The sequence below is a fragment of the Acidobacteriota bacterium genome, assembly GCA_012729555.1.
Taxonomy (GTDB): domain Bacteria; phylum Acidobacteriota; class UBA6911; order UBA6911; family UBA6911; genus UBA6911.
Window position 1 is genome coordinate 126,602 of sequence record JAAYCX010000011.1, and the last position, 14,531, is coordinate 141,132.

The following is a 14,531-nucleotide window of genomic DNA, read 5'->3' on the forward strand; positions in this document are numbered from 1 at the left end:
CGGGCGGCGCCTCGGGGGAGCGCCCCCGGAGCGCGTCAGCGGGGGGGAGTCACCTTCATCCGGATTTCGGTCCCCCCCTTTTCGAAGCGGACCTCGTCCACCAGCCGGTTGATGAGGAAGATGCCGCGTCCCCCGGTCGAGAAGAGATTCTGCCCCGTCACGGGACTCGGGATGGAGGCGGGGTCGAACCCGGGGCCCGGGTCCCGGACGACTATGAGCATGCCCCGCTCGCGGTCGCAGGCGACCGAACACTGGACCTTCCCCCCGGGGGCGCGGGCGATGCCGTGCCGGATGGCGTTGGCGAGGGCTTCGCCCAGGGCCAGTTCCACTTCGAACTCCCGGTCCCTGGCGCATCCCATCCCCTTGACGATGGCCATGATCTTTTCGAGGACGGGGGCGATGGCCTCCACCCCCCCGGAAATCGTGAGGTCCACCTGGACCAGAAGCTTGTCGCTGTCGAATTCGCAGCTTGCGGGCGGTTGTCCGGGCATGCCCCCTCCTTTGCACGGTCGTGACGGTCCTGGTGGTCTTCGAAGGATCCCTATTATAACTCAAAGGGGGCGCGCGATGACAGGAGTGCGGCCGTAACCGCTGGCAACGGGACGCGCGGTTGGGGTACAATCAGGTGCGTGAAAAGCGATGGAACGGGCACAAACCTGATCGAGAGGAGAACAGATATGTCATCGGTGAAAGTAGGAACCAAGGCGCCCGAGTTCGAGGCGCCGGCCTATCACAAGGGCGGATTCACCACGGTGAAATTGTCCGATTTCCAGGGCAAGTGGGTGTTGCTCTGTTTCTATCCCGGGGATTTCACCTTCGTTTGAGCGACCGAAGTGTCAGCGGTCGCTGCCAAGTACGACGAGATTGCCAAGCTGGGCGTTGAAGTCATCTCCATGAGCGTGGACAGCCAGTTCGTGCACAAGGTCTGGAACGACCAGGAACTGTCCAAGATGGCCAAGAAGGACATCCCCTTCTACATGGCTTCGGACGGGGGAGGGAATATCGGGTCCCTGTACGGCGTCTACGATGCGGAGGACGGCGTCGATTACCGGGGCCGCTTCATCATCGATCCCGACGGCGTCATTCAGGCGATGGAAGTGCTGACCCCCCCGGTCGGACGCAAATTCAATGAGACCGTCCGCCAGATCCAGGCCTACCAGTACGTGCGCGCCGCCAAGGGGACCGAGGCGTGCCCGGCGGGCTGGGAACCGGGGAAGAAGACGCTCAAGCCGGCGCCCGAGCTGGTCGGCAACGTATGGAAAGTCTGGGATCCGTTCACGGATCACTAGGCGGGCCGTTGGTGCAGTCGCCGTCGCCCCGGCCGTTCCGGCGGGACCCGCCGGAACGGCCGGGCCAGGGGAGGTGCGGGCCATGGGGAGAAAGAGGGGAAGAACGGGGCTGTTGCTGTCCGTGGCCGCGGCGCTGCTGCTGCTCGCGGGGTGGCAGCGGGGGGATGCCGGGCAGCCGGGCGCAGGGGCGAAGATGGGGGATCACCCCTACGACGCCTTCGAGCCGTCCGAGCGCTGCGCCGTCTGCCACAAGGAGATCGCGCTCCAGTACGAAAGATCGGCCATGGCCCGGTCGCAGGCCCTCCCCTGGGACCAGGCGGAGTATTTCCGGCTGGCGCTCCCCCACACCCGGATCGAGCCCAGGGTGGCCCCGGTGGAAGCCGGATGCATCCAGTGCCATGCGCCCCAGGCCTTTCTGGCGGGGGACGTGCCGCCGCCCGAAGCGGGGAAAGCCGATCCGAAGGCCGACGGGGTTTCCTGCGACATGTGCCACGCCATGACGGGCTTTGACGGCGAGGCCCCAATCAACGGGAACTACGTCGTCAGCCCGGGCAAGGTCAAACACGGTTCGCGCAGGGACGCCGCCCCCATGGGGCACGAAGCCGCCTACTCCCCCCTCTTCAAGGGGGCCGAGCTGTGCGGAACCTGCCACGACGAAAGCAGTCCTTACGGGGCCCCGGTCAAGGAGACCTACCGGGAGTGGAGCCTCAGCCCCTACCGGGAGGCGGGGATTACGTGCCTCCGCTGCCACGTTCCGGCGGCGGCGGGGAAGGCGGCCGTCATGGGGAAGGAACGGCCCGACGTGGCGCAGCACCTGTTCCAGGGCGCCTACTCCCCCGCCATGCTCCGCGGGGCGGCGACCCTGTACCTCTACCCGGCGACGGGGGAGACGGCCGCGGGCCGGACGCTCGACATTTCGGTCGTGATCAGCAACCACCGCGCCGGCCACCGCATCCCCACGGGATCGACGGAGGAGCGGCAGCTCTGGCTCAGGATGGAAGCGCGCGATGCGGCGGGGAAGACCTACCATATCCCGGCGTCCCCGGCCGCGGGAGATCCGGCCGGGAAGAGCTACAGCGTGACCACCAACCGGCCCGCCTGGCATGACCTCGGCCGGATGATGGGGATCGCCGACTTCAAGGGGGTCCCGCGGGATGCGCTTCCCGAAGGGGACCGCCTGTTCCGGAAGGTGTTCCTCAACCCGCTGGGGGAGGAGACCGTCGCGCAGTGGTACGCGGCCGACACCGGCGTTTTCGACAACCGCCTCAGGCCGCTCGAGGCGGTCGTGGAGCGCTACCGCTGGGAGATCCCGGCGGATATCGCCCGGGGGGAACTCACGATCACCGGCGCCCTCAACTACCGCAGGCTTCCGCAATCGGTGGCCGACCTGGTGAAGATCGGCGAGGTCCCCATCCTCCCCGTCGCCGCGGAGCGGGCCGTGATCCAGGTTAAATAGCATTTTGCGGTACTATTTGTCCTCTCGTCTCCATAGTTGTAAGTAAAGGTAGCTTTAGGTAAGATCTTTTCGCGCATGGGCGCGCAGACATTACCGGCCCGAGGGCCGCTACCGGGAGACGAGAGCATGCATTTCCTCCGCAAAATCAAACCCGCAACGGCCGCGCTGGGCGCGGCGTTCCTCCTCGTGGCCGGCGCCGGAACGGCCGCCTACCGGACCCACCAGGAACAGGACTCGGAAATCTTCGTCGGCGCGCATCCGCACCTCGAGGGGACCCGGATGGACACCTGCGACGCCTGCCACAGCCGCATTTCGGCCCCGCCCCCCGGGGCGAAGGAGGGCGCCGTGGTGCTCAGCAGCTGTGATTCCTGCCACCGGGTGACCGATTACGGCCGCAGGAAAGGGGATACCCTGAACCCCTACGGGAGGGACTACCTCGAGGCGGGGCGCGCCGCCGGGGCGTTCGGGGCGATCGCCGCGCGCGATTCCGACCGGGACGGGTTTTCCAATGCCGACGAGATCCGGGCGGCGACCCATCCCGGGGACGCCGCGAGCCGGCCCGACCTCCCCCCGGCCCCGCACGTGATCCTCTCCCTGGACGAGCTGAAAAAGCGCGACGTCCCGGTGCTCGAGCAGGCCCTGTTCGTCAACGTGAGCAAGTCCAGGGACGGCGACAGCTATTCGGACCTCGGCGGCTTCCGCCTCATCGACGTGCTGGAGGCCGCCGGGATGCGAAAGGGGGCGTCGAGCGTCGACGTCATCAGCCTGGACGGGTACACCACGACCTTTTCCATCGAGCAGCTGCGGAAGAAATATCCCCAGGCGGCCCCGGTCCTGGGGCTGGACGAGGCGACCCTGGGGGAATGCGGCTGGGTCCGATACGGCGCCCGGGGGCTCAGGGCGGGGGTGCCGCTGCCCGACGCCGACATCCTGCTTTCCTTCACCGTCAACGGGGAGCCTTACCCCGCCGCTTCCATCTCCGCCGAAGGGAGGCTGGTGGGGAGCGGGCCGCTGCGCGTGGTGGCGCCCCAGATGAAGAACCCGGGGATCCCCGACATCTCCATCCGGGCCACCGAAGCCTGCGTGGCGCGGGTCCCGGAGCGTCACCGCTACAGCCGGGAGTACGAGAAAAACTCCGATTACTGCGTCAAGGCCGTCGTCGCCCTGCGGGTCCGCCCGCTTCCGGAGGGGACCATCGACCTGGACTGGACGCGGCACGCGGCCGCGGCGGTCGCCGAAAAGAGCGTCGTCGTCTTCGGCGCCGTCGGGGACGCGGCCGGAGAGTAGCCGAGCCCTATGCCCCGGGGCTCTTCCCGAGCTCCTTCCAGGCCCCGGCCCCCGGCCCGAGCGTGAGCAGAAACAGCAGGGTCATGATCACGGCCGAACTGAGGCACCAGAGGCAGGTGGCGCCGATCACGAAGGGCTCCAGGAACGTCAGGTAGATCGAAAAGAGCACCCCGAAGGCCGTCAGCGCCAGGAGAGCCACCGCCGCCTGGAGGGAAATCCGGGAGGGGCCCCAGCGGCGCAGCGCCCACGCGGTCAGGATGGCCAGGAAACCGCCGAGTCCCAGTACTCCGATGGGGAGGATGCCGAAAAGCTTCGCGTAGGAGCTCTGCTGCACGGTGTTGCAGTCCCCCACGGGGCCGCAGACGGCCTCGACCTCCCGTACTTCCACGATCGACAGGTACCCGGCGACGACGAGCCCCGCCACGACCAGGAGCGGGACGAGCGCGTCCAGGCGCGGCCTGCGGATCTCCCCATGCGCCGCCCGGGCGCGTCGCGCAATTTTCGGGGAAGCCAGCACCACCGCGGTCATGGCGAGGAGCAGCAGGATCGAGAGGCCGTTGCCGTAAGGATCGCGGAGGATCTTTTCCAGGACTCCGGGTATCCGTTCCCCCCCGGTCAGGTCGATGATGCCGGAAGCGGGAGATGCCGGTTCGGGGCTCCGGGATTCGGCGACCGGTGTCCCGGGTTGTGGCTCCGCGTTCGGGAGCGGGGTCGAGGGATCGGAATCCGGCCCCGGGATCCGGGAGGGCGCATTCTCCGGGGGTGGCAGCGTCGCCGCCGTCGCGGTGGCCGCGGCCCGCGGGGCGGCCGGAGGCGACGGCCTGGGGGCCGCCGGGGGCGCCGGAGCACCCGCGACCGGTTCCGGTAGAGGCGCGGCCGGCTTCGGTGCGGGCGGGGCCGGAGAGGGCGGAGAGGTCCGCGTGGAGGCCGCCGCCGGCGCCTGGGGAGCCCCTGCCGAGGCCAGCATCGTCTGCAGCCCGGGGATCGCGGGCCAGTCCACACCCCCCGACGCCAGGTGGGTCTCGATGAGGCCCGGAAACTCGTTCGGGATGTCGAGGCTTCCCACCAGGGCCTTGTTTCCCACGACCAGGAGCGGGACCGACAGTTGCAGGAGCCCGTGCTTCATGCAGGCCGCGAGAAACAGTTCCTGCCCGTTCGGGCTGGCGGTGCTGACGATGGCTACCTGGAGCTGGGGCCCGAAACGGGCCGCCAGGGGGGGGAGCACCTTCTCCCTGACCTCGGCACAGTGCGAGCAGGTAGGGGAACTGAAGAGGACCGCCCGCACCACCGGGAGTTCCGCCTGCGCGGGAGGAGCCCCCTGAAGGGCCGCGAGCGCCGCGAGGAGCGACAGGGCCGCGAGGATGCTTCTTCCGGACAGGTCAATGGAGTGCCGTTTCGTGGAGTTCTGTTTTTCGTGGAGCATGGTCCTTCTCTTCCGTCCCTTTCACCCTTGTGGATTCCGTTCCCGCGCCCCGCGAGCGGCGGGCCGCAGGGGGTCGATTATAACATGAAAACCGGAGTCCGCTGTGTTAGCTTAGGCGCATGAAATCGATGGGGGAGAGGGTGCATGACATTGTCTGAGCGGGCGCTGGCGGCTTTGCTGGCCGCGCTCCTGGCCTCGCCCGGCCTCGCCGGAGAGGGGGATCGCGGCCTGGAGGGGATTTTCCCCGCGGTGGTAGCGCGGGTGAACGGGACGGAGATCCCCGGCCGGGACCTGGAGCTGGAGGTGCGCCGGGAACTGGGCGCCATCGGCGATCCGGAATGGAAAGACCTGCGCCCCGAGTACCGGGGGGAACTGGTCCTGGGCAAGATCACGGCGCTGATCAACGCCGAACTGGTCCTGCAGGCGGCGGCCGCTGCAGGGGTCCGGGTGTCGGAGGCGGAGGTGGCGGCTGAAATGGAGAAATCCCGCGGATCGTTCAAGAGCGACGCGGCACTCGACGCGGCCCTGGCCGGGCAGAACCTCGACCGAGCCTCCTGGGAAAGGAAACTGCGCGAGAACCTGGTCACGGCCAGATACCTCGAGGAGACGGTCCACGGGAAGGTCGTCGTTTCCGAGGAGGAGATGCGGGAGCATTTTTCCGCCCACCCGGAGGAACTCGAGCACCCCGAGATCGTCCGGACCCGCCAGATCCTCATCCGGGTCGAAGGAGGAGAGGGGGAAGAGGAGGCGCGGCGGCTCGCCCGGAGCCTGCTCGACAGGGTGCGCCGCGGGGAGGATTTCGCCGATCTGGCGGCGGAACACTCCATGGACCCCTCCCGCACCCTCGGGGGGGAGATGGGATTCGGCACGCGCGGGAGCCTGCCCCCGGAATACTCCGAGGCGGCCTTTTCCCTCCCCGTGGGGGAGGCGGGCATGGTCCGCAGCCGCCAGGGGTACCATATCCTGGAGGTGGTGGAGCGGAGGCCGGAGGGGCGGTTCACCTTCGAAGACGTGCGGCCGCAGCTGGAGGAGCGCCTGCGGAAGCACAAGGTCGGCGAGGAGCTCGAGGCCCTGGTCGCAAGGCTCCGGGAAAAGGGGACCATCGAAATCCTCCTTTCCGCGCGCGAACTGCTGCACCCCTGATCCCCCGCGGCAGCCTTTTGGAGGCAGGATTTGACAAAGCGCCGTCATTGCTGGGATCATGGCCCCATATTCGCAATCGGGTGAATACGGGCCTTGTTTTGGACAAGATCGCCTGAGGAACGCCCTGGTTCACGGACGACATGGGGGCACGGCGCGGCCGCGGCGGCGCGGGTTGAGGAGGATGCGATGGTACGAGTGAAGCTGGTGGGAGCGGGCGGTTACGGGGGGATCGGGCTGGTGGAGCTGCTGCTGCGGCATCGAGAGGCCTCCCTGGCGGCGCTGGTCGACGTGCAGGGGGTGGGCGGCAGGCTGAGCGACATGTGGCCCTACCTGAGGGGTTTCTGCGACCAGGTCATCGTCGCGCCCGATTCCGCCGAGGCGCGGGAGACCGCGGCCGACGTCGTTTTCTTCGCGACGCCCGACGGGGTCGGGCAGGCGGCGGCCCCCGCCGAGGTGGCCGCCGGACGCAGGGTCATCGACTACTCCGGCGACTTCCGCTTCGACTCCGAGGCGCTGTATCGTGAATACGCCACCCGGATCTCGCGCGACCCGGTGCACAAGGCGCCCGACCTGCTGCGGGAGAGCGTCTACGGGCTGACCGAGCTCCACCGCGACCGGGTCCGGAAGGCGCGCGTCGTGGGGAACCCCGGGTGCTTCGCCATGAGCTGCATCTGCGGGCTTTGGCCCGCGGTGAAGCACGGGGTGGTGGAAAGGGAGGGGATCTGCTGCGACTGCAAGACCGGCGTTTCGGGCGCGGGAAAGAAGCCTGCGGCCGGCTTTCATTTCCCAGAGCGGTACGAGAACGCGAACGCCTACCGGCTGACCGGACATCAGCACGTGATGGAGGTCGAGCGTGAACTCGGTCTGCTTGCCGGCGCCGAGGTGCGTGTCACCTTCACGCCGCAGGTGGTGCCGATGGTGCGCGGCATTCTCTCCACCCTCTACGGCCGGCTCCCGGAAGGGGTGACGCACCGGAAGGTCCTGGAGGCTTACCGGGACACCTTCGCCGGGGAGCCCTTTCTCCAGGTGCGCGACTTCGGCGAGGCGGTGGGGACGGGCGACGTGCGCGGTTCCAACCGCGTCATCGTCACCGTGGCCACCGACGAGCGCACGGGCGTTTTCCGCGTCATCAGCCACATCGACAACCTGGTCAAGGGGCAGGCGGGTTCGGCGCTGCAGAACATGAACGCCATGTTCGGGCTGCCCGAGACGATGGGGCTGGACATGGCGCCGCAGCATCCCTAGCGGGCCCGCGGGGCCGTCCCCGGCCGGTCAGAGGCCGTGGCGCTCGAGCTCCTGTTCGGAAAAGCCGAAATAGTGGCCGATTTCGTGGATCACGGTCTTCACGATTTCGGCCTCCATTTCCCCGCGGTCGGGGAAGGCCTCCTCGAAGCTCTCCCGGTACAGCTCGATGCGAGTGGGCTCCATTTCGAGGTCGAAGGCGGAGCGTTCCGTGTAGGGCACCCCGACGAAGAGCCCGAACAGCAACCGGTCCTTTTCCCGCAGCGGCCCGGGGACCCGGTTGCGCGCCAGCACCGGGATGCCCTCCCGCTCCAGGATGTCCCTGAAGCGCCGGGGCACCCCCCGCAGGGCTTTCGCGACGATCTCCTCGAATTCGCTCAGTCTCATGGTGGCCGCCCGTTACGGGCCATTCTACCACACTCCCGCCGCATCCCCGCGGCCCGCGGGCCGGGATGGATGCAATTCTTGCCTATAGTTACGGCCCCGGGGCGACGATAAGCCGTTGTATCCATAGGAATGCCGGAAAATGCAAAACGCTTTCAAACTGGAAACCGCGCTTCTCGACTCCGATTTCAACCTGGCCCCCAGGTTCGGCTACCACATGCGCCTGATCGTGCCCGCGGCCCTCTACCTCGGCCTCTATGCGGCCCTGCTCTGGGGGGTGCGGGCCCTGGGAGTGTCCGCGTTTACGGGGGAATTCGGCCTCCACGCCGGCTTGAACGTCGGACTCCTTCTCTCCTGCGGCCTGGGATACGCCCCGGTGGTGGCCGCCGCCGCCTTCGTCCACTCCTTCTGGTTCCACGACCCCGCCTATTCCGGCGCCTGGGCGCTCGGTATCGGCGCGGCGGTCGTCCTGGTGGAAATCGGGGCGGCCGCCCTCCTGCTCCGGTTCCTGTCCGGGCACCGCGCGACGCTGCGCCGGGGGAGGGACCTCGCCTTTTTCCTGGGGGTCTCCGCGGGCGGGGCGGTCCTGTGCGCCGCGGCCGCCATCCTGCCGGGGGCCCTGGAAGCACCGGGGGATTGGAGCCGCCTGCTGGGGGAGTTCGCGCCGCCGCTGGTGGGGTACGCCTGCGGCCTGCTCCTGCTGACCCCGCTGCTCGTGATCCATCTCGGTCCCCGGCTGCAGGCAGCGCTGTTCGGGGTCAGGGATGAACGGGCCGGTTTCCTCCGGCCGCTGCGCATGGACCGGCGCAGCACCTTCTTCGCCCTCGCTTTCCTCTGCCTTGCGGGCGCCGCCCTCTGGTTCGTCTTCACCCGCCCGGCGCCGGACAGGCTCTATGCCTTCATCCTGCTTTCGGCCCCGCTGGTGTGGGTCGCGGTCCGACGGGGGCTGGAGGGGACGAGCATCGCGGCGCCCCTGATCGGCGGCGCCTTCGCTCTTTTGCTGGCGACAGTGGACGCCGCGCCGGCCGCCGGCTGGGGTTGGCTCGCGATCGTGTGCGCGGCTTCCGTCAACGCCCACGCGATCGCGGTGGGGATCACCCGCACGCGTTCGATCGAGGGGGAGATGGAACGCCGGAACGCCATCCTGGACGCGGTCAGTCACGCGGCGCGCCAGTTCCTGGGGAACACGGGATGGGAGACCGGTGCCCGTGACGTGATCCGGAGACTCGGGGAAGCGACCGCGGTGACGCGTGTCTACCTGATGGACAGCCGGACCCCGGAACTGGGGGGGCAGGTGGGGGACGCCTGCCGCTACGAGTGGGAAAGTTCGGCGCTCGCGAAGGAGGAGGGGGACCGCAAGGTCCTGGACCTGATCCGGAGCCAGATGATCGACGAGATGTCCGACCGGTTTTACGGCGGGCACCCGGTCGTGTTCCACGCGCGGGATGTCGACAGGAAGAAACGGGAGATCCTCGAGGCGATGGGGATCCGTTCGGGCGTCATCGTCCCGATGTTCGTCGACGGGCAGCTGTGGGGCTGCATCGGGCTGGAGCAGTGTTTCGTCGACCGGGAGTGGCCCCTTTCGGAAATCGACGGGCTGAAGATGGCGGGGCAGATTCTGGGCACCATCATCGCGAGCGTCCGGGTGGAGCAGCAGTTCCGGCAGCTGACCGGCAACATCCAGGCGGTGTTCTGGATATCGGCCCCGGACGGCCGGGCCAAGCAATACGTGAGCCCCGGTTACGAGGAGGTGTGGGGGCGGACGTGCGCGAGCCTGCAGCGCAACCCCTCCTCCTGGATCCAGGCGATCCATCCCGAGGACCGGGGCAGGATATCGGAGGCCCTCATCCGGCAGGGGTGGAACGAGTATGACGAGGAATACCGCGTGGAGCGTCCCGACGGGTCGATCCGCTGGATCCACGACCGCGCGTTCCCGGTCCGGGACCAGGCGGGGAAGGTGGAGCGCGTCGTCGGCATCGCCGAGGACGTCACCCGGCAGAAGAAGACCGAGGAGAGCCTCCGCGCCGCCACCGTGCTCCTTTCCAGCCTGATCGACCACCTCCATTCGGGCGTCGTGGTCGAGGACGAGGAGCGCCGGATCACCCACGTCAACCAGTCCTTCACCGACATGTTCAGGGTCCCCGTCCAGCGCGGGTCGCTGCTCGGGATCGACAGCCGCCTCCTTTTCGCCCAGACGGCGGAGTTCGCCGAGAGGATCGAATCCGTCATCAGGGACGCGGAACCGGTGCTCGGGGAGGAGATCGCGTGGCAGGAGCGCGCCTTCCTGCGCAATTACGTACCCCTTTCGATCGACGCCGGCAACCGCTACCACCTGTGGCAATACCAGGATGTCACGGCCAGCCGCCGGGCGGAGGAGCAGATCAAGGCGTCGCTCCAGGAGAAGGAGGTCCTGCTCAAGGAGATCCACCACCGCGTCAAGAACAACCTCCAGATCATTTCGAGCCTCCTGAATCTGCAGAGCGCCGAGATCGAGGACCCCCAGGCGAACCAGAAGTTCAAGGAGAGCCAGGACCGGGTGAAGGCCATGGCCCTGATTCACGAACGGCTGTACCAGTCCAGCGACCTGGCCAGGATCGATTTCTCCGGCTACGTGCGCAGCCTCACGGGGCACCTGGTCCGGTCCTACCGGGTCAACGCCTCGGCCATCCGCCTGAACCTCGAGGTCGAATCGGTGCCGATGAGTCTCGATGTCGCCATCCCCTGCGGCCTGGTCATCAACGAACTGGTGTCGAACGCGTTCAAGTATGCCTTCCCGGAGGGGAAAAACGGGTGCATCGACGTCCGTTTCTACGCCGGCAGCGACGGGGGGCTGCATCTCTCGGTCCGGGACGACGGCGTCGGATGCGCCCCGGACTGGAACCCCGACCGGTGCGATTCCCTCGGGCTGAAGCTGGTCCGGAGCCTGACCGAGCAGCTGGGGGGGACGATCGAATTCCGGAGCCGCAGCGGGTTCGCCTGCGCGATCGTGATCCCCCATGCCAGGACGTAACGGTTCGGGCGCCGGGCGGGAGCGCCGCGGCCCCTCATATCAAGGATTGGAACGATGACGAATACAGCGCCTGTGAAGCCGAGACGGATCCTGGTCGTCGAGGACGAAACGATCGTGTCCATGGACATCCAGAACAGCCTCCGGCTGCTCGGATACGAGGTGGCCGGGGCCGCGACCTCGGGCCCGGAAGCGATCGGCAAGGCGGACCAGACCATGCCCGACCTGGTGCTGATGGACATCATCCTGAAGGGGGAGATGGACGGCGTCGAGGCGGCCCGGGCCATTCACGCCCGGCTGGGCATCCCCGTGATCTTTCTGACCGCGTGCGCGGACGAAAAGACCCTGGAGCGGGCCAAGGTGACGGAACCCTTCGGCTACATGATCAAGCCGTTCGAGGAGCGGGAGCTGCACAGCCATATCGAGATCGCCCTCTACCGCCATCGCATGGAGAGGAAGCTGCGGGAGAGCGAGGAGCGCTATTCGCTCGCCACCCAGGGGGCCAACGACGGGCTCTGGGACTGGGATCTGCGGTCGAAGGAGATCTATTTCTCCCCGCGCTGGAAATCGATGCTGGGCTACCGGGACCCCGAGATCGGGAGCTCCCCCCTGGACTGGTTCGGCAGGATCCACCCGGCCGACAGGGAGCAGGTGGAAAAGAACGTCGCCCGGCACCTGAAGGGGGAAACCGGTCATTTCGAGAGCGAGTACCGCATCCTGGACGCGAAGGGGGCCTACCGCTGGGTCCTCTGCCGGGGGCTGGCGAGCCGCGACGGGGAAGGCCGGGCCCACCGGATCGCCGGGTCGCAGACCGACATCACCGACCGCAAGGTCTACAATCCCCTCACCGGGCTCCCCAACCGCCTCCTGTTCCTGGACCGGGTGGAGCATGCGTTGCGGCGGACGCGTGACAACGCCCGTTCCTTCGGCATCGCCGTGGTGGAGATCGGCGAAGTCAAGACGGTCGCCGGCAGCCTCGGGCACGTGGTCGCCGACGGACTGATCGTGCAGGCGGCGCGCCGGATCCAGGAGTGTGTTTCGGCGGAGGACACCGTCGCCCATTTCGGCAACGACGACTTCGTGCTCCTGATCGAGGAGGCCTCCGACGGCAAGCAGGCGGCCAGGGCCGCCTCCCGGCTGCACAAGGAGCTCTCCCGGGCTTTCCTGGTCGACGGTCAGTCGATCTACGCCACCACCCATATCGGCATCACCGTCAGCACCCGGGACCACGTCCATCCGGACGAAATGATCCGGGACGCCTACGTCGCCATGCAGCGGGCGAAAGGGGGGGGGAAGGGGAGGTTCGAGATCTTCGACGCGAACATGAGGTCTTCGGCCGTCGCCCGCCTGAGAATGGAATCCGACCTGCGCCGGGCCCTGGACAGCGGACAGTTCCGGGTCCACTACCAGCCGATCACCGAACTGAAGACGGGGCGGCTGGTCGGTTTCGAGGCGCTGGTCCGCTGGCAGCGGAGCGAGGAGATGATGTTCCCCAAGGATTTCCTCGCCATCGCCGAGTCCACCGACATCCTGCTGCCGCTGGAGAGCTGGGTGCTGCGGGAATCGTGCCGGCAGATGGCCCGCTGGAGGCTCGCGGGCGGGGAGGAGCTGACCATCAACGTCAACCTCTGTCCCGGGCATTACACCGATCCCAACCTCATCCGCGAACTGGACGACGTGCTGCGCGCGACGGGACTGGACCCGCGCCGACTGAGCCTGGAGATCACCGAAAGCGCCCTCATGGAAAACTCCGAGGCGGTCTTCCGGACCCTCTCGGACATCAAGGCGATGAACATCCGGCTCCACATGGACGACTTCGGGACGGGGTACTCCTCGCTCAGCTACCTGAACCGCTTTCCGATCGACAGCCTCAAGATCGACCGTTCCTTCGTCGGGAACCTGGGGCTGTGCGAGGAGACCTGGAAGATCGTGCAGGCGATCGTGAACCTGGGGCGGAACCTGGACATGGAACTGATCGCCGAGGGGATCGAGAACGTCATGCAGCTGCGGATGCTCCAGTCGCTGCACTGCCATTTCGGCCAGGGGTACTACTTCTCCAAGGCGATGGCGCCCCGGGATGTGGACGCCCTGCTGGCCGGCCCCCTCCCCTGGAGGGTGCTGTTCGAGCCGGGCGCCGTCCGGACCTTCCCGCGCGTGGCCGAGGCCGGCTGAGCCCCCCGCCCGTTTTCCCCGCCGTGTCCCCCCCCCTCGTCCGCACCTCCCCGTTTGCCTGAAGCCTCCCGAAGCGCTATAGTATACAGTCACCCGGCCGGAGGGGGCGGGGCGCCGCGCGGGGCGCCGCCCGGACCGGGGCCACCGGAAATCACACGGAGTCGGACGATGGGTTGGGAATACAGCGAAAAGACCAAGCAGCTTTTCATGGACGCGGTGCACGGCAGGCCGGGCACCCACCTGGGCGAGATCGAAAACCCCGACGGTCTGGGGGAGCACGGATCGATCGCCTGCGGGGACGCGATGCGGTTCACCTTCCGCGTCCGGCGCCATCCCAGCGACCCGACCCAGGACGTCATCACCGAGGCGAAATACCTGACCTTCGGCTGCACCTCCGCCATCGCCGCTTCCGAGGCGCTCTGCGACATCATCGAGAAGGGGGAGTACACCCCGATCGCCGCGCTCAAGATCCAGAACAGCGACATCGTGACCTACCTCGAGGGGCTCCCGGAACAGAAGATCCACTGCTCCGTCATGGGGGCCGAGGCGCTGGAGGCGGCGGTCTTCAACTGGGCCCAGCGGCGCGGGGTGGACCTGAAGGCACTGGGCATCGATCTCCATGACCAGGAGACGGAAGAGGGACGGGTGGTGTGCAAGTGCTTCTCCCTCACCGAGCCCTACATCCTGCGCAAGATCAAGGAACTCAACCTGCGCACCATCCCGCAGATAACGAGCGCCATCAAGGCCGGCGGCGCCTGCGGCAGCTGTCACCACGTCCCCGGCGGACTGCAGGACCTGCTCGACCGGGTCTGGCAGGGGAAGAGCCCGGCCTCGGGCGGGGCTGGGTCGCCGCTGCCCCTGGTCTCCATCGAGGCGCCGCCGCCGGCCGATTTTTCCCCCTACCAGTTCTCCAAGAAGGTGGAAAAGGTGGTGGAGGAGTACATCCGGCCCTCCCTGAAAATGGACAGGGGCGATGTCGAGATCGTGGACATCAAGGGTACCATGGTCTACTGCCGGCTCCAGGGCGCCTGCGCCAACTGCGCGGGGGCGGCCCAGACGCTGAAGATGATGGTGGAGCGGATTCTGAAGGAACAGGTGGACGAGCGGATCCGGGTGATCGAGGTCTGA

Annotated in this window: 12 protein-coding genes; 9 read left to right on the forward strand and 3 right to left on the reverse strand. The window is 67.8% G+C overall.

The annotated features are described in order from the left end of the window. Positions 1 to 35 precede the first annotated feature (35 nt). The gene (locus GXY47_02725) at positions 36 to 491 is read right to left on the reverse strand and encodes an ATP-binding protein (protein ID NLV30044.1); all 456 of its coding nucleotides are present in this window, start codon (positions 489 to 491) and stop codon (positions 36 to 38) included. A 186-nt stretch (positions 492 to 677) separates the two neighbouring features. Here GXY47_02725 and GXY47_02730 point away from each other — a divergent pair, with 186 nt between their 5' ends. The 4 genes from GXY47_02730 to GXY47_02745 all read left to right on the forward strand — a co-directional run bounded on the left by GXY47_02730 (position 678) and on the right by GXY47_02745 (position 4,032). Further along, on the forward strand, positions 678 to 824 hold the full coding sequence (locus tag GXY47_02730; GenBank protein NLV30045.1) for a redoxin domain-containing protein: 147 nt from the start codon (positions 678 to 680) through the stop codon (positions 822 to 824). Positions 825 to 833: 9 nt separating this feature from the next. Then, on the forward strand, positions 834 to 1,289 hold the full coding sequence (locus tag GXY47_02735; protein ID NLV30046.1) for a redoxin domain-containing protein: 456 nt from the start codon (positions 834 to 836) through the stop codon (positions 1,287 to 1,289). Positions 1,290 to 1,371: 82 nt separating this feature from the next. Continuing rightward, a complete protein-coding gene (locus GXY47_02740) occupies positions 1,372 to 2,745 on the forward strand; it encodes a hypothetical protein (protein NLV30047.1) in 1,374 nt (457 codons plus the stop codon). Between the two features lie 126 nt (positions 2,746 to 2,871). Further along, positions 2,872 to 4,032, forward strand: a complete 1,161-nt coding sequence (locus GXY47_02745) for a hypothetical protein (protein NLV30048.1) — start codon at positions 2,872 to 2,874, stop codon at positions 4,030 to 4,032. A gap of 7 nt (positions 4,033 to 4,039) precedes the next feature. Here the strand turns inward: GXY47_02745 and GXY47_02750 are convergent, their stop codons facing one another. Beyond that, positions 4,040 to 4,561 carry a vitamin K epoxide reductase family protein gene (locus GXY47_02750; GenBank protein ID NLV30049.1) on the reverse strand — a complete coding sequence of 174 codons (522 nt, stop codon included), beginning with the start codon at positions 4,559 to 4,561 and terminating at the stop codon, positions 4,040 to 4,042. A gap of 1,038 nt (positions 4,562 to 5,599) precedes the next feature. Here GXY47_02750 and GXY47_02755 point away from each other — a divergent pair. Together GXY47_02755 and GXY47_02760 are read left to right on the forward strand one after the other, a co-directional pair. Beyond that, on the forward strand, positions 5,600 to 6,598 hold the full coding sequence (locus GXY47_02755) for a hypothetical protein (protein NLV30050.1): 999 nt from the start codon (positions 5,600 to 5,602) through the stop codon (positions 6,596 to 6,598). A gap of 186 nt (positions 6,599 to 6,784) precedes the next feature. Next, on the forward strand, positions 6,785 to 7,843 hold the full coding sequence (locus GXY47_02760) for an N-acetyl-gamma-glutamyl-phosphate reductase (GenBank protein ID NLV30051.1): 1,059 nt from the start codon (positions 6,785 to 6,787) through the stop codon (positions 7,841 to 7,843). A gap of 27 nt (positions 7,844 to 7,870) precedes the next feature. Here the strand turns inward: GXY47_02760 and GXY47_02765 are convergent, their stop codons facing one another. Beyond that, positions 7,871 to 8,227, reverse strand: coding sequence for a metallopeptidase family protein (locus GXY47_02765; protein ID NLV30052.1), 357 nt, complete (start codon positions 8,225 to 8,227; stop codon positions 7,871 to 7,873). Positions 8,228 to 8,366: 139 nt separating this feature from the next. On the opposite strand from GXY47_02765, the gene GXY47_02770 reads away from it, so the two are divergent. The 3 genes from GXY47_02770 (at position 8,367) to GXY47_02780 (ending at position 14,531) form a co-directional block, all read left to right on the forward strand. Further along, positions 8,367 to 11,234 carry a PAS domain-containing protein gene (locus GXY47_02770; protein NLV30053.1) on the forward strand — a complete coding sequence of 956 codons (2,868 nt, stop codon included), beginning with the start codon at positions 8,367 to 8,369 and terminating at the stop codon, positions 11,232 to 11,234. Between the two features lie 54 nt (positions 11,235 to 11,288). After that, on the forward strand, positions 11,289 to 13,403 hold the full coding sequence (locus GXY47_02775) for an EAL domain-containing protein (protein ID NLV30054.1): 2,115 nt from the start codon (positions 11,289 to 11,291) through the stop codon (positions 13,401 to 13,403). 168 nt (positions 13,404 to 13,571) lie between these two features. Then, positions 13,572 to 14,531, forward strand: coding sequence for a hypothetical protein (locus GXY47_02780; GenBank protein ID NLV30055.1), 960 nt, complete (start codon positions 13,572 to 13,574; stop codon positions 14,529 to 14,531).

Excerpts from the sequence above, each read along its gene's own strand:
- GXY47_02725 (NLV30044.1), bottom strand. The coding sequence starts at position 491 with ATGCCCGGACAACCGCCCGCAAGCTGCGAATTCGACAGCGACAAGCTT.
- GXY47_02730 (NLV30045.1), top strand. The coding sequence starts at position 678 with ATGTCATCGGTGAAAGTAGGAACCAAGGCGCCCGAGTTCGAGGCGCCG.
- GXY47_02740 (NLV30047.1), top strand. The coding sequence starts at position 1,372 with ATGGGGAGAAAGAGGGGAAGAACGGGGCTGTTGCTGTCCGTGGCCGCG.
- GXY47_02745 (NLV30048.1), top strand. The coding sequence starts at position 2,872 with ATGCATTTCCTCCGCAAAATCAAACCCGCAACGGCCGCGCTGGGCGCG.
- GXY47_02750 (NLV30049.1), bottom strand. The coding sequence starts at position 4,561 with ATGACCGCGGTGGTGCTGGCTTCCCCGAAAATTGCGCGACGCGCCCGG.
- GXY47_02755 (NLV30050.1), top strand. The coding sequence starts at position 5,600 with ATGACATTGTCTGAGCGGGCGCTGGCGGCTTTGCTGGCCGCGCTCCTG.
- GXY47_02760 (NLV30051.1), top strand. The coding sequence starts at position 6,785 with ATGGTACGAGTGAAGCTGGTGGGAGCGGGCGGTTACGGGGGGATCGGG.
- GXY47_02765 (NLV30052.1), bottom strand. The coding sequence starts at position 8,227 with ATGAGACTGAGCGAATTCGAGGAGATCGTCGCGAAAGCCCTGCGGGGG.
- GXY47_02770 (NLV30053.1), top strand. The coding sequence starts at position 8,367 with ATGCAAAACGCTTTCAAACTGGAAACCGCGCTTCTCGACTCCGATTTC.
- GXY47_02775 (NLV30054.1), top strand. The coding sequence starts at position 11,289 with ATGACGAATACAGCGCCTGTGAAGCCGAGACGGATCCTGGTCGTCGAG.
- GXY47_02780 (NLV30055.1), top strand. The coding sequence starts at position 13,572 with ATGGGTTGGGAATACAGCGAAAAGACCAAGCAGCTTTTCATGGACGCG.